Genomic DNA, 21,684 nt, shown 5'->3' on the forward strand with positions numbered 1-21,684 from the left:
AGCAGGGCCCGCTTGAGGGTGCTCCGCTTGGCCCGCAGCGCCGCGTGGTAGGCGGCGTCGTCGAAGAGGGGGTCGAGGGGGTCGCGCGCGATGTGCGCGATGACGTCGGGCAGCCCGTCGGGCGTGTTCTCGTGGAGCGAGAGCCCGCCGAAGGTGCGCTGGTCGACGAAGCGGAGTTCGGTCCCGGCCGCGTCGTCGAAGCGCACGCGGATGCGCAGGTGCTTCTCGTCGGCGGCCTCCTCGGGCTGCACGAGGAGCTGTCCGCTCATGCCGAGGTGCCCGAGCACCGAGAGCTCCCGCCCTTCCAGGGGCAGCCAGAGGTACTTGCCGCGCCGCTGCGGGACGCCGATCGTCTCCCCCGTCAGCCGGGCGGCGAAATCGGCCCCGCCGGCCGGGTGGCGGCGCACCGCGCGCGGGTGGAGCACCTCGACGGCCGCGATGGTGCGGCCTGCCACCCAGCGCGCCAAGCCCCGCCGTACGACTTCGACTTCGGGCAGCTCGGGCACGGCGGTCCTCCGGGGCGATGCGGTGGTGATGCGTAGTGGTCGCTCCCGGCGAGCGTACCGGCCTCCCCCGCACGGCCCGGAAACGGGTCCGCCCGCCCCCGCACGGAGGCGGGGGCGGGCGGGAGGTCCCGAAGGAAGGGCTCAGCCGTTCGGCGTCGGGTCGGCGGCCGTCGGCGCGCCGCCGTCCTCGGCCGATGCCGCGACCACGGCATCGGCACCGGTGTCGGCCGGGGCCGTCACCGCCACCTTGGCGGCCGCGGACGCCGCGGCTTCCGCCGCGATCCGCTCGTCCGCCTTGGCCCGGATCCCGCGCCAAGCGGACTCCGCGGCCTGCTGCTCCGCTTCCTTCTTGCTGCGGCCGGTGCCGGTGCCGTACGAGACACCACCGACGCGGGCGGCAGCGGTGAAGGTCTTCTCGTGGTCCGGACCGGTCTCGGTGACCAGGTACTCGGGCACGCCGAGCCCTTCGGCCGCCGTGAGCTCCTGGAGACTGGTCTTCCAGTCCAGGCCGGCCCCGAGGTTCGAGGACTTCTCGATGAGCGGGTCGAAGAGCCGGTGGACCAGCTCCGAGGCCGCGTCGAGGCCCTGATCGAGGTAGACCGCGCCGATCACCGCTTCAAGGGTGTCGGCGAGGATGGAGGCCTTGTCCCGGCCGCCCGTGCCCTCTTCGCCCCGGCCGAGCCGGATGAAGGAGCCGAGGTCGAGGCCGCGCCCGACCTCCGCCAGTGCGCGCGAGTTGACCACCGCGGCCCGCAACTTGGCCAGCTGGCCTTCGGGCAGGTCGGGGTGGGTGGTGTACAGCGTGTCGGTGACCACCAGGCCGAGCACGGAGTCCCCGAGGAACTCCAGGCGCTCGTTGGTGGGCAGACCGCCGTTCTCGTACGCGTACGAGCGGTGGGTCAGTGCACGCACCAGAAGGGCGGACTCGAGTCGATACCCGAGCCGCCCTTCCAGAAGCGTGTGGGACGAGGCCGCGTTGTTACTGTCTGCCTGCTTCTCAGCGTTGGACAGCTCAGACATTGCGCCTCTCACCAGCCGCTCAGACCTCGAGGACCTGGCGCTTGTTGTAGGTGCCGCAGCTCGGGCACGCAATGTGCTGGAGCTTCGGCTCCTGGCAACGCTCACACGAAACCAGGGTGGGGACCGCAGCCTTCCACTGCGACCGGCGGTGGCGCGTGTTGCTGCGCGACATCTTCCGCTTCGGAACAGCCACGGCTACTTCTCCTGCTTCTCGGCGGCGCCCTGAACTCCGTCAGAGGCAGTGCCGCTCATGTTGTCCTTCTCGTCGTCCTGATCGGTCACGACGAGTCCTTGCAATGCCGCCCAACGGATGTCGACGGCGTCATGGTGGTGGTCCGGGTCGTCGTTCAGGCTGAGCCCGCAATCGGGGCACAGTCCGAGACAGTCCTCCCGGCACACCGGCTGCATGGGCAGTGCGAGCACCACCACATCACGCAGCACGGGTTCGAGGTCGAACAAGCCGTCCTCGAGGAAGAGCGTGTCCTCGTCGTCCTCGGCGTCGTCGGCCGGCTCCGCCTTTGCGCGGCTCCGGTCGTCGGCGTCAGGGTACGAGAACATCTCCTGGAAGTCCGCCTTGAGCTCGCGCTCGACGGACTCCAGACACCTTACGCACTCCCCCGTGGCCGATGCACGGGCGGTGCCTGTGACAAGCACCCCTTCCATGACCGACTCCAGGCGGAGGCTGAGCTTCACCGGGGCGCCTTCCGGCACTCCGATGACCCCGGCGAGACCGAAGTCCGCCGGCGCCGCGATCTCACGGGACAGCCGCTGCATGGCACCAGGACGCCGACCCAGCTCGTGCGTGTCGAACACGAGGGGGTTGCGGTGGTCGAGGCGGGTATTCAGGGCCGTTCCTGCTTTCACAGATCGCTGAAGATCAAAGATTCCGCCACATACGGGCAGCATGGATCGCGGTGCATACGCGCGACCGAAGAGCCAGGATACCCGGCGCTTCGCCCTGAGCCCAATCCGGGCTCAGCGGCCCTGCTCGTACTGGCGCAGCTGGTCCAGGTTGATCATGCTCGTGTCGAAGAAGCTGGTCTCGTCGAGCGCGGGCTGCTGCTCGTGCCGGGCGGGCTGGTGCTGCCCGGGCTGCGGCTGCTGCTGGTACGCCGCGTACGGGTCCGGCTGCTGCTCGTAGCCCAGCGCCGCGTACGGATCCGACTGCTGGACCTGCTGCTGGTAGGCGTAGGGGTCCTGGTAGCCGTAAGGGTCCTGCTGCGGCTGCTGCTGGTAGCCGTACGCGTCGTAGGCGGGCTCCTGGGTCTGCGCCGGGACCACGGGGGCCGCGGGAGGCATCGGAGCCGCCGGTTCCGCCAGGCCCGCCAGGAAGTCCGCGTCGCTCGCCGAGCGGGACTGCTGCACCCCCGCCGCGTCCTGGGCGGCGATGTGGGCGCCGAGGTCGTCGGTGGGCACCCGGCCCAGCAGCTTCTGCCGGCCCCGGCCGACCGCCTCCAGGGTCTTGGAGAGCACCGCCTCGAAGGTCGCGAGCTTGGTGTCCACGTACGCGTCCGCCTGCTCGCGCTGCGTCTGCGGATCGTGGCTGCGCTCGGGCGCCTCGGCGTCCGGGTAGCCCTGCTCGTCGAGGCCGGGGCCGCGGCCCAGCAGCTTCTCGCGGCCCCGGTCGACCGAGCCGATGGTCTTGGTGAGCACGACCTCGAAGTTCGCGAGCTTGCTGTCGACGTAGTCGTCCGCCTCGGCCCGGATCTCCTCGGCCTCCCGGCGGGCGTCCGACAGGATCCGGTCCGCCTCGGCCTGCGAGCGGCGGGCGACCTCGGTGTCGGAGATCAGCGAACCGCGCTGGGCGTGCGCCGACTCGATGATCCGCTCCGCCTCCCGGCGGGCGTCCTCGACCATCTGCTCGCGGCCGCCGATGAGCTCCTGCGCCTGCGCGAGCGAGCCGGGCAGCGCCTGGCGCACCTCTTCGAGCTGCGCGAGCAGCTCGGCACGGTTGATCACGCAGGAGGCCGACATGGGCATGGACCGGGCGCCGCCGACGGCCGCGACGATCTCGTCGAGCTTCTTCTGCACGTCCATGGGGGCTCGCACTCTCTCGGCCTCGGGCGGTTCCTGAGACGGACGGGACGACTGTAAGGCCACCGGGCGGACCCCCGACAGCGAACTGACGGCCCGTCAGCCCGTCAGCGGCCGGCGAGCCGCTCGGTCAGCGCCGCGTGCACGTGCGGCGGCAGCAGGTGGGCGACGTCGCCGCCCCAGGTCGCGACCTCCTTGACCAGGGAGGACGACAGGAAGCTGTAGGTGGGGTTGGTCGGCACGAACAGCGTCTCGACGCCCGAGAGCCCCATGTTCATCTGGGCCATCTGCAACTCGTAGTCGAAATCGCTGACGGCGCGCAGGCCCTTGACGATGGCCGGGATGTCGCGCTGCTTGCAGAAGTCGACGAGCAGTCCGTGGAAGGACTCCACCTCGACGTTCCCGTAGTCGGCGGTCGCCTCGCGGATCAGCTCGATCCGCTCCTCGACGGTGAACAGCCCCTGCTTGGACTGGTTGATCATCACGGCGACGTGGACGACGTCGTAGAGCCGGGAGGCCCTGCCGATGATGTCGAGGTGTCCGTTGGTGATGGGGTCGAATGACCCGGGACAGACGGCTCGGCGCAACTTGGGTCCCTCGCTCTCCGATGCGGGCATCATGAGTCTTCGCAGGTGTCGGCGGCGCGACCGTACCAAAGGGTGCCTTCGCCGTACTTGCGGGAGCGCAGCGGCTCGAAGCCCTCGGGCCAGGGGAAGGCCCCGCTCCTCGTACTGCGCTCCACGGTGACGAGCGCATCGTCCGTGAGCCAGCCATTGGCGCGGAGTGTGAGCAGGATCTCGCCAAGATCGTCGTGGCCGACGGCGTACGGCGGGTCCAGGAAGACGACGTCGTACGGGTCCGGGCCGGGCGGGACCGCCACGACCTGCTCCGCCTTGCCCGCCCGGAACTCGGCGCCGGGCAGGCCCACCGCCTTGATGTTGTCCCGGATCGCCTTGGCGGCCTTGGCCTCGGGCTCGACCAGCAGCGCGTGGGCCGCGCCTCGGGAGAGGGCCTCCAGGCCGACGGCGCCGGAGCCGGCGTACAGGTCGAGCACCCGGGCCCCCTCGATGCCGTGCAGCGACTCCCAGGTCGAGAAGAGGCCTTCGCGCATCCGGTCCGAGGTCGGCCGGGTGCCGGTGCCCGGAGGCACGGTCAGCCGTCGCCCGCCGGCGCTGCCGGCGATCACGCGGGTCATCTGGGGTCCTTCGGTACGACGGTGATGGCTACTGCGGGGTCAACGATAGGTCGTACCGCCCGGGACGGCCCCGGGCGGTACCGGGCGTGGGCGGCTCAGCCCTTCTCCAGGTACTGCTCCCGCTCGGTGTCCAGGAGGGCCTCCAGCGCGCTGCGCAGCCCCGGCAGCCCCTTCAGCTCGGGGTCCTCGGCGACCACGCGGGTGGCCTCCTCCCGCGCCTGGGCGATGACCTCCTCGTCCTCGATGACCGCGAGCATGCGCAGCGAGGAGCGCACGCCCGACTGGGCCTGGCCCAGCACGTCGCCCTCCCGGCGCTGTTCCAGGTCGATGCGGGAGAGCTCGAAGCCGTCGAGGGTGGCGGCGACGGCGGCGAGCCGGGCCCGGGCGGGGCTCGCCTCGTGCATCTCGCTGACCAGCAGGCACAGGCCGGGGGCGGAGCCGCGCCCGACGCGGCCGCGCAGCTGGTGGAGCTGGGAGACGCCGAACCGGTCCGCGTCCATGATCACCATGACGGTGGAGTTCGGGACGTTGACCCCGACCTCGATGACGGTGGTGGCGACGAGCACCTTGACCTCGCCCGCGGCGAAGCGGCGCATGACGTCGTCCTTGTCGGCCGGGTCCATCCGGCCGTGCAGCACCTCGACCGACAGCCCGGCGAGCGGTCCGCGCCGCAACTGCTCGGCGATCTCCAGGACGGCCAGCGGCGGCCGCTTCTCGGCGTCGTCCTCGGCGGAGGCCTTCTTCTTCTGGTCGTCGTCCCCGTCGCCGATGCGCGGGCACACCACGTACGCCTGGTGCCCGTTCTCCACCTCCTCGCGCACCCGCTCCCAGGCCCGGGTCAGGAAGTGCGGCTTGTCCTTCGCCGGGACGACGTGGGTGGCGATCGGGGAGCGGCCGGCGGGCAGCTGGTCGAGGACGGAGGTCTCCAGGTCCCCGAAGACGGTCATCGCGACGGTGCGCGGGATGGGGGTCGCGGTCATGACCAGCAGGTGCGGGGGCTGTTTGCCCTTGGAGCGCAGCGCGTCGCGCTGTTCGACGCCGAAGCGGTGCTGTTCGTCGACGACGACGAGGCCGAGGTCGTGGAACTGGACCTTGTCCTCGATGAGCGCGTGCGTGCCGATGACGATGCCGGCCTCTCCGGTGACCAGGTCGAGGAGGGCCTGGCGGCGCGCGGGCATTCCCATGGAGCCGGTGAGCAGCACGACCTTGGTGCCCTGGTCGGAGCCGCCGAGCATCCCCCCTTCGGCGAGCTCGCCCATCATCTCGGTGACGGACCGGTGGTGCTGCTGGGCGAGCACCTCGGTGGGCGCGAGCATGGCGGCCTGGCCCCCGCAGTCCACGACGCCGAGCATGGCCCGCAGCGCGACCATCGTCTTTCCGGAGCCGACCTCTCCCTGGAGGAGGCGGTGCATGGGGTGTTCGGTGGCGAGGTCCGCGAAGATCTCCCGGGAGACGTTCTGCTGGCCGTCGGTGAGGGTGAAGGGGAGCTTGGCGTCGAAGGCGTCGAGCAGGCCGCCCGCGGCGGGGCGGCGGGGTACGGCCGGCAGCTGGGAGTCGGCGTGCCGGCGGCGGGCCAGGGCGACCTGGAGGACGAACGCCTCGTCCCACTTGAGCCGCTGCCGCGCGTCCTCGACGTCGGACTTGGCGGCGGGCCGGTGGATCTTCAGCAGGGCCTCGGTGAGCGGGATAAGGCCGCGGCCCTCGCGCAGGGGGTCCGGCAGCGGGTCCACGGCCTCCTGGGCGCTGGGCAGTACGGCGTCCACGCACTTGGCGATCTTCCAGGACTCCAGCTTGGCGCAGGCCGGGTAGATCGGGATCAGCTGGTTCGCGAAGGCGGTCGCGGCGTCCCGGTCGGAGGCGTCGGCGCCGAGGGGCTCGTACGCGGGGTGGGAGAGCTGGAGCTTGCGGTTGAACATGCCGACCTTGCCCGCGAACATGGCGCGGGTGCCCGGCAGCAGGTCCTTGTGCGGCTTGTGGACGCCCGCTCCGAAGAAGACCAGCTGGAGGCGGCCGCTGCCGTCGGTGATGGTCACCTCCAGGCGTCTGCCGCGGCCGCCGTTGAAGGTCAGGATCCGGGCGTCGGCGACCTGGGCGACGACCGTCACGTGCTCGTCGATCTGGTCGGCGAGCTCGGCCAGCGAGGTCAGCTCGCCGCGCTCGGCGTAGCGCCGGGGGTAGTGGTGCAGCAGGTCCAGGGCCGTGTGCAGGCCGAGCTGCTCGGCCAGCACCTTGGCGGTGGCGGGGCCGAGCGTCTTCTTGAGGTCTTCGTCGAGCGCGGGCACGCCTTCATTGCACACCATGGCGCTGACATGTCGGCTATTCGACCCCGATGAGAAGGGGCGCCGAGTACCGCCCGCCGCGGTAGGTGACGGTGTCCACGGCCAGGTGCCCGTGCTGTACGTACGCCTCCAGGCGCTCGGCGAGGGCGTCGGGCACCTCCGGTCCCAGGACGAGGGTGACGAGTTCGCCGCCGGAGCCCAGCATCCGCTCCAGGACGGCCTGGGCGGTCTCGTCCAGGCCGGAGCCGATGACGGCGACGTCCCCGTCGATGAGCCCGAGCACGTCCCCGGCCTGGCAGATGCCGGCGGAGGTGAACGACTGCCGTTCGGCGACGGCGAGTTCCCCGTAGCGGGTGGCGCCGGCGGCGGCGGTCATGGCGACGACGTCCTCGTCGAAGCTGTTCTCGGGGTCGTGGACGGCGAGGGCGGCCAGGCCCTGGACCGCGGACCGGGTCGGGATCACGGCCACCCGCACGCCGTCGGCGCGGGCCTGTTCGGCCGCGGCGGCCGCGACCGCGCGCTGGTCGGCGCCGCCGGTCAGCAGCACCACCTCGCGGGCGTGGGCGCGCCGGACGGCGTCGAGGAGCGCGGCGGCGTCCGGGGTCTCTCCGGGGCGGATCAGGACGGTGGTCGCGCCCGCCTCCGCGCACAGTCCGGCGAGCCCCTCACCCGGGACCACGGCGACGACGGCCCGCTGGACGCGCTCGCCGCGCGCGCGGCGGCGCTCGTCGCCGAAGTGGGTGATGCGGATCCGGTAGGGCCGTCCGGCGACCACGCCGGCCTCGACGGCGGCGCCGGGGTCGTCGACGTGGACGTGGACGTTCCACAGTCCGTCGCCGCCGACCACCACCAGGGAGTCCCCGAGGCCGTCGAGGCGTTCGCGCAGCTGGGCCACGTCCGGCTCGGCGGCCTCCAGCAGGTAGATCACCTCGTAGCCGGGCCCGCCCTGTTCGTCGGCGTCGCAGGGCCGCGGCGGCTGCGGTACGGGCACGGCCCGCCCGCGTACGGCCTCGGCGGCGGGCTGGCGGCCGGACAGCGCCTGCCACAGGGCTCCGAGTACGGCGACCAGCCCGCAGCCCCCGGCGTCGACCACCCCGGCCCGGCCCAGCTCGGCCAGCTGCCCCGGGGTGTCGGCGAGGGCCGCGCGGGCCCCGTCGTAGGCGGCCAGGGCCACGTCGGCGGCGCTCGCGGCGGCGGCGCCGGCCGTCTCCCCGGCGCGTGCCGCCGCGGCCGCGACGGTGAGCATCGTGCCCTCCACCGGGTGCGCGACGGCGCGGTAGGCCTCCTCGGCGGCCCGGGTCAGCGCCTCGGCCAGCAGCCGGCCGGGGCCGCGCTCCCCGGGCTCGCCGCCGAGCACCTCGGCGACGCCGCGCAGCAGCTGGGCCAGGATCGTCCCGGAGTTCCCGCGGGCGCCTATGAGGGCGCCGTGCGCGTAGGCCCGTACCGCCTCGGCCAGCGAGGCGTCCGCTGTGGTCCCGCTCACGCCCGCGGGGGGTGTTCCGAGCGCCTCGGCCAGGGCGCGGTCCGCCGATTCGGCGGTCAGGTAGAGGTTGGTTCCGGTGTCCGCGTCCGCGACGGGGTAGACGTTGATCGCGTCGATGTCCTCGCGGGCCCGGCCCAGTGCGGCCACGGCCAGCGAGCTCCAGGTGCGCACCGCCCGGGCGTCGAGCTCGTCGGCGGGCTGCGGCTGGGGCTCGTGCTGCACCGGGCGTTCCTCCTCGTGCGGGCCGGGGTTCACCGCAGGGTAACCAAGGACTGCGGGCTGTCAGGGGCCCCGGGCGGGATCGGCGGCGGTCATGGTAGTTTTCTTGGACGGGCGCAGTCGTTGTATGCTGCTCCGGTTGCCCGGCGCGAGTCGGGCCAAATCCCCCGGCAAACCACTCAGACTTCCTCAGACTTCTGATCCGGTGCGCCGGATTTCACTGTAAGTGCATCTGAAGTCTTTGGAGTGACCTGTGGCTGCCAACTGCGACGTTTGCGCCAAGGGGCCGAGCTTCGGCAACAACATCTCCCACTCGCACCGCCGCACCTCGCGTCGCTGGAACCCGAACATCCAGCGCGTTCGTGCCGTGGTCAGTGGGACGCCGAAGCGCCTCAACGTCTGCACCTCGTGCATCAAGGCCGGCAAGGTCTCGCGCTGACGCCAACCGTCGTAGCGCAGCCCTTTCCGGTTGCCCAGAAGGCCGGTCCACCTGGTGGACCGGCCTTTTGCTTGACCGTGCCTGGACCGACCGGGCGTGAAGAGGACCACCGCATCGCCTGATGCGGTGGTCCTCTGCCGTTGCGCGGCCGTCAGCGGTTCCACTGCCAGGCGTGGTCCACGGGGCCGATGCCGGCGCCGAGCGCGAAGCCGGCCGCGAGGGCGCCGCTCACGTACTCCTTGGCCTCCATGGCGGCCTGCGGCACGTCCTGCCCCTTGGCGAGCCCCGCGGCCAGTGCGGAGGCGAGGGTGCAGCCGGTGCCGTGGGTGTGCCGGTTGCCGTGGCGCGGCGCCCGCAGCCACAGCAGCGTGTCCCCGTCGGTGAGCAGGTCGGCGGCCTGGTCACCGTGGGCGGCGAGGTGGCCGCCCTTGATGAGCGCCCACTGGGGTCCGTACGCGAGCACGGCGTCGGCGGCCCGCCGCATGTCGTCCTCGCTCTCGACCACCACTCCCGTGAGCTGGGCCACCTCGTCCAGGTTCGGGGTGGCCACGGTGGCCCGCGGCAGCAGCTCCTTGCGTACGGCGTCCAGCGCCGAGGCCGCGAGCAGCGCGTCCCCGTGCTTGGAGACGCCGACCGGGTCCACGACGGCGGGGGCGGAGGTGGCGGCCAGCAGTTCGGCCACCGTCTCCACCAGCGCGGTGGAGGCCAGCATCCCCGTCTTGACGGCGTGGACGCCGATGTCGTCGACGACGGCCCGGTACTGGGCCTTCACGGCCTCGGCGGGCAGCTCCCAGACCCCCTGCACCCCGAGGGAGTTCTGCGCGGTCACGGCCGTCACCACGCTCATTCCGTGCACGCCGAGTGCCAGCATCGTCTTGAGGTCGGCCTGGATCCCGGCGCCGCCGCCGGAGTCGGATCCCGCGACGGTCAGGCACAGCGGTGGCGCGACGTTCATCTGGTGGTCTCCTCGGTGGACGGGTCGGAGCCGAAGTGGTCCCAGCCGCCGGTGTTCGTCCAGGGGGCGCCGTCCACGGTCACCTGGGGCAGCGCGGACCGGTTCAGCACCTCCCCGATGACCTTCCACCGGGCCGGCAGTTTCACATCGGGCGGGAAGGTCGCCACGATGGCGTGATCTTCCCCTCCGGTGAGCACCCACTGCAAGGGGTCGACCCCGACGGCCTGCCCGATGTCGTGCATCTGCGTCGGGATGTCGACGGCCGCCGAGCGCAGGTCGATGCGTACCTTGCTGGCCTCGGCGATGTGCCCGAGGTCGGCGATCAGGCCGTCGCTGACATCGGTCATTGCGGTGGCGCCGAGCCCGGCGGCCGCGGGGCCGGCGTGGTACGGGGGCTCGGGGCGCCGGTGCGCCTCGACGAAGGCCCGCGGGGAGCGGAACCCGCGCGAGAGCACGGCGAATCCGGCCGCGGACCAGCCCAGCCAGCCCGTGACGGCCACGACGTCGCCGGGCTGGGCGCCGGAGCGCAGCACGGGCTCGTGGTTGCGCAGGTCGCCGAGGGCGGTGATGGCCACGGTGATGGTGTCCCCGCGGACGACGTCGCCGCCGACCACGGCGGCCCCGGCGACCTGGCATTCGTCGCGGATGCCGTCCATCAGCTCGGTGGGCCAGGTGACCGGCAGTTCGGCCGGGACGACGAGGCCGAGCAGCAGCGCCGTCGGCACCGCCCCCATGGCCGCGATGTCGGCGAGGTTCTGCGCGGCGGCCTTGCGGCCGACGTCGTACGCGGTGGACCAGTCGCGCCGGAAGTGCCTGCCTTCCAGCAGGATGTCGGTGCTCGCCACGACCCGCCGGTCGGGGGCCGACACGACCGCGGCGTCGTCGCCCGGTCCGAGCCGGACCGCCGGGGTGGTGGTGAGCCGTGAGGTGAGCTCTCGAATGAGCCCGAACTCCCCCAGCTCGCCCACAGTGCCCTTCATCGCTGTGCCCCTTCTTGCCCAGTCCGCTTGCGGTCGCGAGCCGTCACAGCTCTGGGTACCGTCAACAGATACGTCAACTTCTGCTCTCCGTACGCCCCGCCGTGCGTGGCGCCGGGCCCCCGGGTCTCCCCGTGGTGCTCGGCAACGCGGTACCGTGGCGTCCCTTTCCCCGGGCCCACTCGCATCCCTGGGCCCACCCGAAGGTTAGGGGAATCGATCCTCGTGGCCGCCCTGGAGGTTCCGTGGTACAGGCGTACATCCTCATCCAGACCGAGGTGGGCAAGGCGTCGCTCGTCGCCGAGTCCATCAGCCAGATCGCGGGGGTGATCCAGGCCGAGGACGTGACGGGACCGTACGACGTGATCGTGCGCGCCCAGGCCGACACCGTCGACGAGCTCGGCCGCATGGTCGTCGCCAAGGTGCAGCAGGTGGAGGGCATCACCCGCACCCTGACCTGCCCGGTGGTCCATCTGTAGCCCCCGTCTACTCTTGGCCGGTGATGACCCTCCACCGTCGGCCGCTGCGTCTGCCCGCCCTGCCCGTACTGGTCGCGGTACTGGCCCTCGCGGGCTGTACCCCGGGTGATGCCGAAGCCCGGGTGGATCCGCCGCCCACGCCGCCCGCCGACGTCGCGGGGTTCTGTGCAGCGCTGCACGGGGAACTCCCGGAGAAGGTGGCCGGCCTGGCGCGGGCGGAGGCGGCGCCGGAGTCGGATCTGACCGCCGCGTGGGGCGGCTCGGCGATCGTACTGCGGTGCGGTGTCCCCAAGCCCCCCGAGATGGCTGATCCGAAGCAGGAGGGCGTCGAGGTCAACGGCGTCCGATGGCTGCTGGAAAAGGTCCCCGACAGCGCCGGCGGGGGGTTCCGGTTCATCACCGGGATGCGCCTCGCGTACACCGAGGTCCGGGTCGACAAGGAGCATGCCACGGATGCGGGGATGCTCGTCGGGCTGTCCACGGCCGTGGCCAAGACCGTTCCGGAGGGCATCTCCTCGTACTGAGCGGCCCGGCGAGGGCCTCCCCTTCGCCCCTTCGCACACCGACCGCCCGCCGGGAATCCCGGCGGGCGGTCGGCGTGTACGGCGCTTCGGACCGCGCTCTGCGACCCGCTAGCGCAGGCCGGTGGAGCGGTTCAGGGCCGCCTGGATCAGGCGGTCCACCAGCTCCGGGTACTCGACGCCCGACTCCTGCCACATCCGCGGGTACATCGAGATCGGGGTGAAGCCCGGCATCGTGTTGATCTCGTTGATGACGAACGTGCCGTCCTCCGTGAGGAAGAAGTCGGCGCGCACCAGGCCCTCGCAGGACGCGGCGTCGAACGCCTCGACCGCGAGCCGCTGCACCTCGGCGGTCTGCTCCGGGGTGAGCGGGGCGGGCACGATCCCGGAGGCGGAGTCGATGTACTTCGCCTCGAAGTCGTAGAAGTCGTGGCTGGAGACCGGAGGGATCTCGGCGGGCACGCTCGCGCGCGGCCCGTCCTCGAACTCCAGCACCCCGCACTCGATCTCGCGGCCGCGCAGCAGCGCCTCGACGATGATCTTCGGGTCGTGGCGCTGGGCCTCGCGGATCGCGGCGTCCAGGCCGGAGACGTCGTCGACCTTGGTGATGCCGATGGAGGAGCCGGCCCGGGCGGGCTTGATGAAGAGCGGCCAGCCGTGCTCGCCGGCGAAGTCCAGGATGCGCCCCTTGGCGGCGTCCCGGTCGGCCTCCCACTCGCGGGGCCGGATGGTCACGTACGGGCCGACGGGGAGGCCGAAGGAGGTGAAGACCCGCTTCATGTACTCCTTGTCCTGGCCGACGGCCGAGGCGAGGACGCCCGAGCCGACGTACGGGATGCCGGAGAGCTCCAGCAGGCCCTGCAGGGTGCCGTCCTCGCCGTACGGGCCGTGCAGCATGGGGAAGACGACGTCGACCTCGCCCAGGGCCTTGGGGACGGCCCCCGGCTCGGTGTAGACGACCTCGCGGTTGGCGGGGTCGACGGAGAGCACGACAGCACCCTCCTCGGAGTCCGCCAGCTCCTCGACGCTCGGGAGCTTGCGGTCGGCGATGGCCATCCGCGCGGGCTCGTCGGCGGTCAGCGCCCACCGGCCGTCCGTGGTGATGCCGATGGGCAGCACCTCGTACTTGGACCGGTCGATGGAGCGCAGCACGGCGCCCGCGGTGACGACCGAGATGGCGTGTTCCGAGCTGCGGCCGCCGAACACGACGGCCACGCGGGGCTTGCGGCCCTGCTGCTCAGGGGTCTGGGGGAGGTTCTCGCTGCTCATATCGCCACGACGATACCCGGTCGGGCGGCCGGAACGGAGTCAGCGGCGTTCCGGTTTGGCGCTGCGTCCCATCAGTTCCTTCAGCGCGACCAGCGGCGGCTTGCCGTGGTGGACGATCTCGACGACCGTGTCGGTGATCGGCATGTCCACTCCGTGGCGGCGGGCGAGATCGGCCACCGACTGGCAGGACTTGACGCCCTCGGCGGTCTGCTTGGTGACCGCGATGGTCTGCTCCAGGGTCATGCCGCGGCCGAGGTTGGTGCCGAAGGTGTGGTTGCGGGAGAGCGGCGAGGAGCAGGTGGCGACGAGGTCGCCGAGGCCCGCGAGACCGGAGAAGGTCAGCGGGTCGGCGCCCATGGCCACGCCCAGCCGGGTCGCTTCGGCGAGGCCCCGGGTGATGAGGGAGCCCTTGGTGTTGTCGCCCAGACCCATGCCGTCCGCGATGCCGACGGCGAGGCCGATGACGTTCTTGACGGCGCCGCCCAGCTCGCAGCCGATGACGTCGGTGCTCGTGTACGGGCGGAAGTACGGGGTGTGGCAGGCGGCCTGGAGGCGCTGGGCCACGGCCTCGTCGGAGCAGGCGACGACGGCGGCGGCGGGCTGGCGGGCGGCGATCTCGCGGGCCAGGTTGGGGCCGGTGACGACGGCGACGCGCTCGGCGGGGACCTTGGCCACCTCCTCGATGACCTCGCTCATCCGCTTGGCGCTGCCGAGTTCGATGCCCTTCATCAGGGAGACGAGGACGGCGTCGGCGGGCAGCAGCGGGGCCCATTCGGCGAGGTTGCCGCGCAGGGTCTGGGAGGGGATGGCGAGGACCGCGAAGTCGGCGCCGGCCGCGGCCGCGGCCGGGTCGGTGGTGGCGCGCATGTTCGCGGGGAGTTCGACGTCCGGGAAGTAGTCCGGGTTGGTCCGGCCGGTGTTGATGGCGTCGACGACCTCGGCGCGGCGGCCCCACAGGGTCACCTCGCAGCCGGCGTCGGCGAGCACCATGCCGAAGGCCGTGCCCCAGGAGCCGGTTCCGAAGACGGCCGCCTTCACGGGACGTGTCACTTGTGGTCCTCCCCCGCGGCCTTGCGCCGCTGTTCCAGCCTGGCCTTGCGATGGTCGTACGGCTGCTCCGGCGCCTTCTCGCCGCGCAGCTCCTCCAGCAGCTCCGTGATGGCCGCCATGATGGTCTCGGTGACCTCCTTGAGCACGTCCGGGGTGGGTTCCCGGTCGTAGAACTCGGAGAGGTCCACGGGGGGTCCGGCCAGCACCTGGAGGGTCTTGCGCGGGAACAGGCGGACCTTGTTCTCCTTGGCGTACGGCGGCATGGCGAGGTTCGCGCCCCACTGGGCCACCGGAATGACGGGCGCCTTGGTCATGAGCGCCACGCGCGCCGCGCCGGTCTTGCCGGCCATCGGCCACATGTCCGGGTCGCGGGTGAGGGTGCCTTCGGGATAAAAGGCCACGCATTCGCCGCGCTCGATCGCGGCCACGGCGGCCCGGAATGCGTCCAGGGCGTTGGTGGTCTCGCGGTAGACGGGGATCTGGCCGGAGCCGCGCAGGATCGCGCCGACAATGGGGACCTTGAAGAGGGCCGCCTTCGCGAGCAATCGGGGCACCCGGCCGGTGTTGTACTGGAAGTGCGCGTAGGAGAGCGGGTCCAGATACGAGTTGTGATTGACCGCCGTGATAAACCCGCCGTCGGCCGGAATGTGATCCATTCCCCGCCAGTCCCGCTTGAAGAGCACGACCAGCGGCGGTTTTGCGATGACCGCCGCCAGGCGGTACCAGAAGCCGATTCTGCGGCGGGACACTCGGACACCTTCCTCTAGGACCGGTGCGCGGGCTGGGGCACCTCGTCGGCCGGACAAGTGTGGCCTCGGGTCCGGTCTCTGTCGAGAACACCGTACGCCCCGCCCGGAGCACCGAACCTCCGGGTCGACCCGGCAGAGGCGACAATGGGCCGACGCATGACCTGGCCATGACCCGGCCATGGTCCACAACCGGACGGGTGCGCGCCGCAGGAAGGGGGGTCGGCCACGAACGCGGTCTGGAGTCTGGTGGTCCCGCTGAAGCCGCTGGCGGTGGCCAAGAGCCGTCTCGCGGCAGCCGTGGGGGCGTCCCGCCCCGGGCTCGCGCTGGCGTTCGCGCTGGACACGGTGGCGGGGGCGCTGGCCTGCGCGGCGGTCGCCGATGTGGTGGTCGTCACGGACGACGCCGAGGCCGGAAAGGAACTGTCGCGGCTGGGGGCGCGGATCGTGGCGGACGCCCCGGCCGCCGGGCTCAACGCGGCGCTCGTCCACGGGGCGCGGGAGATACGCAGGGGACGGCCCCGGGCGGCGGTGGCGGCGATGAACGCGGATCTGCCCGCGCTGCGGCCCCGGGAATTGCTACGCGTGCTCGAAACCGCGGCGGTATTTCCGCGGGCATTTCTCGCGGACGCGGCGGGAATCGGTACGACCCTGCTTTCCGCTGCTCCGGACGTGGAATTGGCACCCTCGTTCGGGGGTCCGTCACGTGCCCGGCATTCGGCCTCGGGAGCTGCGGAAATGGCCCTCGCGGACGTCGAGAGCGTACGGCGGGACGTGGACACGGGAGCGGATCTGCGCACCGCCCTCGCCCTCGGTGTGGGCCGTCACACGGCCCGATACAGTGCGCGTATGCAGGCGACCGCGTACACGTACGACTCCCAGACCCGCAGCGGCAGTGTGCTGCTGGACGACGGCACACCGGTGCCCTTCGAGGCCTCGGCCTTCGACGCGGGCGGCCTGCGGCTGCTGCGGCCCGGGCAGCGGGTCCGGATCGAGACGGACGGCGAGGGCCCGGCGCTGCGGATCACGCTGGTCACGCTGCAGACCTTCTGACTCTCCCCGCCGGGACGGCTGTGACCTGCAACGACAGTTGAAACAGCACCGCGGGCCGGCTTCCCCAGGAGGGGGAAGCCGGCCCGGCGTGTGTGACTCGTGGCCTTACTTCTTGCGGGCCGTGGTCTTCTTCGCGGTGGTCTTGCGCGCCGTCGTCTTCTTGGCGGGCGCCGTGGTCTTCGCGGTGGCCTTCTTGGCCGCCGGAGCCGTCTTCTTCGCGGTGGCGGTGGTCTTCTTCGCCGTCGGCGCGGTCTTCTTGGCCGCGGCGGTGGTCTTCTTCGCCGTCGCCGTGGTCTTCTTCGCCGTGGCGGTGGACTTCTTCGCGACGGCCTTCTTCGCGGTGGTCTTCTTGGCGACCGCGGTCTTCGCCGCCGCCTTCTTGGCGGTGGTGGCCTTCTTGGCCGCGGCCTTCTTGACCGTCGCGGAAGCGCCGCCGGAAAGGCTGCCCTTGGGCGCCTTCTTCACCGACACCTCGCCGCCCTTGGGCAGCTTCTTGGTGCCCGCGACCAGGTCCTTGAAGCCCTGGCCCGCGCGGAAGCGGGGAACAGAGGTCTTCTTGACCCGGACGCGCTCACCCGTCTGCGGGTTGCGGGCGTAGCGGGCCGGGCGGTCGACCTTCTCGAACGAGCCGAAGCCCGTGACCGAGACCCGGTCGCCCGCGACCACAGCGCGGACCATCGCGTCCAGTACCGCGTCGACAGCGTCCGCGGCCTGCTGGCGGCCGCCCAGCTTGTCGGCAATCGCTTCTACGAGCTGCGCCTTGTTCACGTCTTCCCCTTCGGAGACTTCGCCAGAACGAATGTGTTCAAGCTTATTTCGCACGTTAGGCGGATATATACCGCAAATCAAACACGAAACGGGCTAATCACCCTAGTGCCGCAACGGTGTAGGTCGTTACGGAGTTCCTTCGCATCAGTCGCCTTCAGGGAATCGACCCTCGTCGAGGTCCTTCATCAACCTGTCCAGGCGCCTGGCCGCATCGGCGAGATCATGCTTCGCCGCGGCCGTGACGACCAACAGCTTCCGGGACAGCGCCATCCTTACGCCCTCCGGGACTTGCAGCGTGCGCACCCTTGCGTGTGCTTCTTTCAGCCGGTCCGCGACGAGTTCGTAGAGCTCAAGTTGACTGTCGCGTTCCATGCACAGATTGTGCCATCTGGGGCGAGTTGTCGCCTCACGGGGCCTCAACACACGGCTGTGCCCCCCGCCGGAGGGCGGGGGGCACAGTGTTGTCGATGTGATCACCCGGGGGTGAATAAGCGCTGATCAGGCTGGAATCAGACCCTGATCGTGCGCGGCTTGAAGCTCGGCCGGGCGCTTTCGTAGGTGTCGATGTCCGCTTCGTTCTGAAGGGTGAGGGAGATGTCGTCCAGACCCTCCAGCAGACGCCAGCGGGCGTTGTCGTCGAGTTCGAACTCCGCCTCGATTCCGGCCGCGCGGACCTGGCGCGCGACCAGGTCGACGGTCACCTCGGCGGTCGGGTCGGCCTCGGTCAGCTCCCACAGCCGGTCGACGGTCTCCTGCGGCAGGACCACTGTCAGCAGACCGTTCTTCAGCGAGTTGCCGCGGAAGATGTCGGCGAAGCGGGAGGAGATGACCGTCTTGAAGCCGAAGTTCTGCAGGGCCCAGACGGCGTGCTCGCGGGAGGAGCCGGTGCCGAAGTCGGGGCCGGCGATCAGCACGGTCGCGCCCTGGCGCTCGGGGCGGTTCGTGACGAACTCGGGGTCCTTGCGCCAGGCCTCGAAGAGCCCGTCCTCGAACCCGTCGCGGGTGATCTTCTTCAGCCAGTGGGCCGGGATGATCTGGTCGGTGTCGACGTTGGAACGGCGCAGCGGGACGGCCCGGCCGGTGTGGGTGGTGAAGGCTTCCATGGTTCAGACTCCGGCGGTCGCGTCGGCGGCGGACAGGTCGGCGGGCGAGGCCAGATGGCCCAGTACCGCGGTGGCGGCGGCCACCTGCGGGGAGACCAGGTGGGTGCGTCCGCCCTTGCCCTGCCGGCCCTCGAAGTTGCGGTTGGAGGTGGACGCGGAGCGCTCACCGGGCGCCAGTTGGTCGGGGTTCATGCCCAGGCACATCGAGCAGCCCGCGTGCCGCCATTCGGCGCCGGCCTCCTTGAAGACCGTGTCCAGGCCCTCTTCCACGGCCTGGAGGGCGACCCGGACGGAGCCCGGGACGACCAGCATCCGTACGCCGTCGGCGACTTTGCGGCCCTCGACGATGGAGGCGACGGCGCGCAGGTCCTCGATGCGGCCGTTGGTGCACGAACCTACGAAGACGGTGTCGACCTTGATGTCGCGCAGCGGCTGCCCGGCCGTCAACCCCATGTACTCCAGGGCCTTTTCGGCGGCGTGGCGCTCCGAAGCGTCCTCGTACGAAGCAGGGTCGGGGACGTGCGAGGACAGCGGCGCGCCCTGGCCCGGGTTGGTGCCCCAGGTGACGAACGGGGAGAGGGTCGCACCGTCGATGACGACCTCGGCGTCGAAGACCGCGTCCTCGTCGGTGCGCAGGGTCTTCCAGTAGGCGACCGCCGCGTCCCAGTCCTCGCCCTCGGGGGCGTGGTCGCGTCCCTTCAGGTAGTCGAAGGTGGTCGCGTCGGGGGCGATCATGCCCGCGCGGGCGCCGGCCTCGATCGACATGTTGCAGATGGTCATGCGCGCTTCCATCGAGAGCTTCTCGATGGCCTCGCCGCGGTATTCCAGGATGTAGCCCTGGCCGCCGCCGGTGCCGATCTTCGCGATGATCGCCAGGATCAGGTCTTTGGCGGTGACGCCCTCGGCCAGCTCGCCGGTGACGGTGATGGCCATCGTCTTGGGGCGGGCCAGCGGCAGCGTCTGGGTGGCCAGCACGTGCTCGACCTGGCTGGTGCCGATGCCGAAGGCCAGCGCGCCGAAGGCGCCGTGCGTGGAGGTGTGGGAGTCGCCGCAGACCACGGTGGTGCCCGGCTGGGTCAGGCCCAGCTGCGGTCCCACCACGTGGACGACGCCCTGCTCGACATCGCCCAGCGAGTGCAGGCGTACGCCGAACTCGGCGCAGTTCGCCCGCAGCGTCTCCAGCTGGGCCCGCGAGACCGGGTCCGCGATCGGCTTGTCGATGTCGAGGGTGGGGGTGTTGTGGTCCTCGGTGGCGATGGTGAGGTCCAGCCGCCGGACCTTGCGGCCGGCCTGGCGCAGGCCCTCGAAGGCCTGGGGGCTGGTCACCTCGTGCAGCAGGTGCAGATCAATGAAGAGGAGGTCGGGCTCGCCCTCGGCGCGCCGGACGACATGGTCGTCCCAGACCTTCTCCGCGAGTGTCCTACCCATCGCTTTCCCTCCGGCTCACCGTCCCGGACCCAGTGGTTCGTGGACCCGTACATACAGACTCGCTGGTTCTTGGAAAAATTGAACTTGCGTTTCACAGTGTGAGACGCGAATATCGTTTCATGGACAACTCTAGCGGCGTCGGCGTTCTCGACAAGGCAGCTCTGGTATTGAGCGCACTGGAGTCCGGTCCGGCCACCCTCGCCGGGCTGGTCGCGGCGACAGGGCTCGCACGACCCACGGCACATCGCCTGGCCGTGGCACTGGAACACCACCGGATGGTGGCGAGGGACATGCAGGGCCGGTTCATCCTCGGACCGCGGCTGGCGGAGCTCGCCGCCGCGGCCGGCGAGGACCGTCTGCTGGCCACGGCGGGACCGGTACTCACCCACCTCCGTGACGTGACGGGCGAGAGCGCGCAGCTCTACCGCCGTCAGGGAGACATGCGCATCTGCGTGGCGGCCGCCGAGCGGCTGTCGGGTCTTCGGGACACCGTCCCGGTGGGCTCGACGCTGCCGATGAAGGCGGGCTCGGCCGCGCAGATCCTGATGGCCTGGGAGGAGCCCGAGCGGCTCCACCGCGGGCTCCAGGGCGCGCGCTTCACGGCGACGGCCCTGTCGGGCGTACGGCGCCGCGGCTGGGCGCAGTCGATCGGCGAGCGGGAGCCCGGTGTGGCCTCCGTCTCGGCGCCGGTGCGCGGGCCGTCGAACCGCGTGGTGGCCGCCGTGTCGGTCTCCGGGCCGATCGAGCGCCTGACCCGCCACCCGGGCCGGATGCACGCCCAGGCCGTCATCGACGCGGCCGCCCGCCTGTCGGAGGCCCTGCGCCGCTCCGGCTGACCGCCCGCTTCCCCACTCCCCCGGGCCCGGGGGCGCGTACGACGCCGCACACGTCCGAACACGCGCCTCCGGGCCCGTACTTGTACGCGGTCGCCGCGGGGAGCACGGGGAGCGCGGGCCGGCACGGGAAAAGCGAAGAGGCCCTCCGCGATGAACGCGGAGGGCCTCTTCCGTGCGTACCCCCGACCGGATTCGAACCGGCGCTACCGCCTTGAGAGGGCGGCGTGCTAGGCCGCTACACAACGGGGGCTTGCTCTGTACTGCGCTGGGCTACCAGGACTCGAACCTAGAACAAAGGAACCAGAAACCTTCGTGTTGCCAATTACACCATAGCCCAATGTGGTCTATACCAGACCAGTACCCCCGACCGGATTCGAACCGGCGCTACCGCCTTGAGAGGGCGGCGTGCTAGGCCGCTACACAACGGGGGCCCTAGCGATCCTGCATCAAGACGTCCGGGAGCTACCCAAATGGAGATCTTGCGGGAAGGATCTGTACCCCCGACCGGATTCGAACCGGCGCTACCGCCTTGAGAGGGCGGCGTGCTAGGCCGCTACACAACGGGGGCAAAGCACTGCGTTACCACTGCACTGCGCTGGGGTACCAGGACTCGAACCTAGAATAAGGGAACCAGAAACCCTCGTGTTGCCAATTACACTATACCCCACCGAAAGTCAACCCCTCGGGGGCTTTTCTTTCGAGTGGCGCCTCCGTCCGGCCTTTCGGCCCGCTCCGGCGGCGCAGAAAGAACATTACCGGATGCCTGACCGTGCTCCAAAACGGGTATCGGAGGCCAGCAGCTCCGGGAGCAGGGCGAGACCGGTGATCCGGTGCACGCCCTCGGGACCCGGACCCCGCGCCCCGTCCCGGTCGAGCCAGACCGCGACCAGCCCGGCGTCACGGGCCCCGCGCGCGTCGATCTCCGGCTGGTCCCCCACGTACGCGACCTCGCCCGGCGGCAGTCCGAGGGCTTCGCAGGCGGTGAGGAAGGCCTCCGCCTCCGGCTTGCTGACGCCCAGTTCCGCGGCGCACAGCAGCACCTCGAAGCGCTCGCGCAGCCCGAGGTGGCGCAGTTTGGGGTCCTGGTTGACCGTGGAGGAGTTGGAGAGCACCCCGTGCCGGTAGCCGGCCGCGAGGGTGTCCAGTACGGGCACGACGTCGGGGAAGAGCGTCCAGGCGGCCTTGTAGTGCACCACGTACCGGTCGAACCAGCCGTCGGCCTCGGCGGCGCTCATCCCGGGCTCCCCGAGGAAGTCCCGTACACGGTCGCGGCGCTGCTCCTGGAAGTCCACCTCCCCGGCGGCGAAGCGGTCCCAGTGGCGGG

At 71.3% G+C, this 21,684-nt stretch carries 23 protein-coding genes, 5 tRNA genes and 1 pseudogene; 5 read left to right on the forward strand and 24 right to left on the reverse strand.

Going from position 1 to position 21,684, the window contains the following annotated elements:
* The 9 genes from ACS04_RS08625 to ACS04_RS08665 all read right to left on the reverse strand — a co-directional run.
* On the reverse strand, positions 1–506 hold a 506-nt coding region (locus tag ACS04_RS08625; RefSeq protein ID WP_048476008.1), incomplete at its 3' end, for a DNA-formamidopyrimidine glycosylase family protein.
* Positions 507–647: 141 nt separating this feature from the next.
* Positions 648–1,526 (reverse strand): ribonuclease III, encoded by an 879-nt coding sequence (gene rnc, locus ACS04_RS08630; RefSeq protein ID WP_048475944.1) that lies wholly within the window; start codon positions 1,524–1,526, stop codon positions 648–650.
* Between the two features lie 19 nt (positions 1,527–1,545).
* Complete coding sequence (gene rpmF / locus ACS04_RS08635; protein ID WP_003965982.1) at positions 1,546–1,719, reverse strand: 50S ribosomal protein L32; 174 nt, start codon at positions 1,717–1,719, stop codon at positions 1,546–1,548.
* A gap of 2 nt (positions 1,720–1,721) precedes the next feature.
* On the reverse strand, positions 1,722–2,432 hold the full coding sequence (locus ACS04_RS08640; protein WP_048475945.1) for a YceD family protein: 711 nt from the start codon (positions 2,430–2,432) through the stop codon (positions 1,722–1,724).
* A gap of 69 nt (positions 2,433–2,501) precedes the next feature.
* A complete protein-coding gene (locus tag ACS04_RS08645; protein WP_048475946.1) occupies positions 2,502–3,563 on the reverse strand; it encodes a DivIVA domain-containing protein in 1,062 nt (353 codons plus the stop codon).
* Positions 3,564–3,667: 104 nt separating this feature from the next.
* Positions 3,668–4,147 carry a pantetheine-phosphate adenylyltransferase gene (coaD, locus tag ACS04_RS08650; protein ID WP_199828019.1) on the reverse strand — a complete coding sequence of 160 codons (480 nt, stop codon included), beginning with the start codon at positions 4,145–4,147 and terminating at the stop codon, positions 3,668–3,670.
* 29 nt (positions 4,148–4,176) lie between these two features.
* A complete protein-coding gene (rsmD, locus tag ACS04_RS08655; protein ID WP_048475948.1) occupies positions 4,177–4,755 on the reverse strand; it encodes a 16S rRNA (guanine(966)-N(2))-methyltransferase RsmD in 579 nt (192 codons plus the stop codon).
* Between the two features lie 95 nt (positions 4,756–4,850).
* Complete coding sequence (gene recG, locus ACS04_RS08660) at positions 4,851–7,055, reverse strand: ATP-dependent DNA helicase RecG (protein WP_209441662.1); 2,205 nt, start codon at positions 7,053–7,055, stop codon at positions 4,851–4,853.
* A 16-nt stretch (positions 7,056–7,071) separates the two neighbouring features.
* Positions 7,072–8,739 carry a DAK2 domain-containing protein gene (locus ACS04_RS08665; protein WP_048476009.1) on the reverse strand — a complete coding sequence of 556 codons (1,668 nt, stop codon included), beginning with the start codon at positions 8,737–8,739 and terminating at the stop codon, positions 7,072–7,074.
* Positions 8,740–8,989: 250 nt separating this feature from the next.
* Here ACS04_RS08665 and rpmB point away from each other — a divergent pair, with 250 nt between their 5' ends.
* Positions 8,990–9,175 (forward strand): 50S ribosomal protein L28, encoded by a 186-nt coding sequence (gene rpmB / locus ACS04_RS08670; RefSeq protein ID WP_048475950.1) that lies wholly within the window; start codon positions 8,990–8,992, stop codon positions 9,173–9,175.
* Positions 9,176–9,326: 151 nt separating this feature from the next.
* On the opposite strand, the gene thiD is transcribed toward rpmB, so the two are convergent.
* Together thiD and ACS04_RS08680 are read right to left on the reverse strand one after the other, a co-directional pair.
* Positions 9,327–10,130 carry a bifunctional hydroxymethylpyrimidine kinase/phosphomethylpyrimidine kinase gene (gene thiD, locus ACS04_RS08675; RefSeq protein ID WP_048475951.1) on the reverse strand — a complete coding sequence of 268 codons (804 nt, stop codon included), beginning with the start codon at positions 10,128–10,130 and terminating at the stop codon, positions 9,327–9,329.
* Positions 10,127–11,110 (reverse strand): thiamine-phosphate kinase, encoded by a 984-nt coding sequence (locus ACS04_RS08680; protein WP_048475952.1) that lies wholly within the window; start codon positions 11,108–11,110, stop codon positions 10,127–10,129. Before ACS04_RS08680 ends, thiD begins: the two co-directional genes overlap by 4 nt.
* A 242-nt stretch (positions 11,111–11,352) precedes the next feature.
* Between ACS04_RS08680 and ACS04_RS08685 the strand changes: the two genes are divergently transcribed.
* Positions 11,353–11,586 (forward strand): Lrp/AsnC ligand binding domain-containing protein, encoded by a 234-nt coding sequence (locus tag ACS04_RS08685; protein WP_048475953.1) that lies wholly within the window; start codon positions 11,353–11,355, stop codon positions 11,584–11,586.
* Positions 11,587–11,609: 23 nt separating this feature from the next.
* The gene (locus ACS04_RS08690; protein WP_048475954.1) at positions 11,610–12,110 is read left to right on the forward strand and encodes a DUF3515 domain-containing protein; all 501 of its coding nucleotides are present in this window, start codon (positions 11,610–11,612) and stop codon (positions 12,108–12,110) included.
* A gap of 108 nt (positions 12,111–12,218) precedes the next feature.
* Here ACS04_RS08690 and ACS04_RS08695 read toward each other — a convergent pair whose 3' ends face one another.
* The 3 genes from ACS04_RS08695 to ACS04_RS08705 are packed head-to-tail and all read right to left on the reverse strand — an operon-like array spanning position 12,219 to position 15,175.
* Entirely contained in the window at positions 12,219–13,376 is a 1,158-nt protein-coding gene (locus tag ACS04_RS08695) for a D-alanine--D-alanine ligase family protein (protein ID WP_048475955.1), read from the reverse strand.
* A 39-nt stretch (positions 13,377–13,415) separates the two neighbouring features.
* Positions 13,416–14,426: an NAD(P)H-dependent glycerol-3-phosphate dehydrogenase gene (locus tag ACS04_RS08700; protein ID WP_048475956.1), complete on the reverse strand. Its 1,011-nt coding sequence runs from the start codon at positions 14,424–14,426 to the stop codon at positions 13,416–13,418.
* Entirely contained in the window at positions 14,423–15,175 is a 753-nt protein-coding gene (locus ACS04_RS08705; protein ID WP_048475957.1) for a lysophospholipid acyltransferase family protein, read from the reverse strand. Before ACS04_RS08705 ends, ACS04_RS08700 begins: the two co-directional genes overlap by 4 nt.
* Before the next feature lie 243 nt (positions 15,176–15,418).
* Here ACS04_RS08705 and cofC point away from each other — a divergent pair.
* A pseudogene (cofC, locus tag ACS04_RS08710) lies at positions 15,419–16,024 on the forward strand (2-phospho-L-lactate guanylyltransferase); the annotation flags it as partial.
* 306 nt (positions 16,025–16,330) lie between these two features.
* Here cofC and ACS04_RS08715 read toward each other — a convergent pair.
* The 4 genes from ACS04_RS08715 to leuC form a co-directional block, all read right to left on the reverse strand.
* Positions 16,331–16,993, reverse strand: a complete 663-nt coding sequence (locus ACS04_RS08715) for an HU family DNA-binding protein (RefSeq protein WP_048475958.1) — start codon at positions 16,991–16,993, stop codon at positions 16,331–16,333.
* Positions 16,994–17,137: 144 nt separating this feature from the next.
* Positions 17,138–17,365, reverse strand: a complete 228-nt coding sequence (locus tag ACS04_RS08720) for an SCO5555 family protein (RefSeq protein WP_045945905.1) — start codon at positions 17,363–17,365, stop codon at positions 17,138–17,140.
* A gap of 137 nt (positions 17,366–17,502) precedes the next feature.
* Positions 17,503–18,096, reverse strand: coding sequence for a 3-isopropylmalate dehydratase small subunit (gene leuD / locus ACS04_RS08725; protein ID WP_048475959.1), 594 nt, complete (start codon positions 18,094–18,096; stop codon positions 17,503–17,505).
* Between the two features lie 3 nt (positions 18,097–18,099).
* The gene (gene leuC, locus ACS04_RS08730) at positions 18,100–19,524 is read right to left on the reverse strand and encodes a 3-isopropylmalate dehydratase large subunit (protein WP_048475960.1); all 1,425 of its coding nucleotides are present in this window, start codon (positions 19,522–19,524) and stop codon (positions 18,100–18,102) included.
* Positions 19,525–19,643: 119 nt separating this feature from the next.
* On the opposite strand from leuC, the gene ndgR reads away from it, so the two are divergent.
* Positions 19,644–20,360, forward strand: a complete 717-nt coding sequence (gene ndgR, locus ACS04_RS08735; protein ID WP_037837458.1) for an IclR family transcriptional regulator NdgR — start codon at positions 19,644–19,646, stop codon at positions 20,358–20,360.
* Between the two features lie 177 nt (positions 20,361–20,537).
* Here the strand turns inward: ndgR and ACS04_RS08740 are convergent.
* From ACS04_RS08740 to ACS04_RS08765, 6 genes are all read right to left on the reverse strand, one after another.
* Positions 20,538–20,610, reverse strand: a tRNA-Glu gene (locus tag ACS04_RS08740).
* A gap of 15 nt (positions 20,611–20,625) precedes the next feature.
* A tRNA-Gln gene (locus ACS04_RS08745) sits at positions 20,626–20,697 on the reverse strand.
* Between the two features lie 21 nt (positions 20,698–20,718).
* Positions 20,719–20,791, reverse strand: a tRNA-Glu gene (locus ACS04_RS08750).
* A 64-nt stretch (positions 20,792–20,855) separates the two neighbouring features.
* A tRNA-Glu gene (locus tag ACS04_RS08755) sits at positions 20,856–20,928 on the reverse strand.
* A gap of 27 nt (positions 20,929–20,955) precedes the next feature.
* Positions 20,956–21,027, reverse strand: a tRNA-Gln gene (locus tag ACS04_RS08760).
* 85 nt (positions 21,028–21,112) lie between these two features.
* A partial coding sequence (locus tag ACS04_RS08765; protein WP_063839249.1) for an HAD family hydrolase occupies positions 21,113–21,684 on the reverse strand: 572 nt, incomplete at its 5' end.

Source organism: Streptomyces roseus (genome assembly GCF_001044425.1).
Classification (GTDB): Bacteria; Actinomycetota; Actinomycetes; order Streptomycetales; family Streptomycetaceae; genus Streptomyces; species Streptomyces roseus.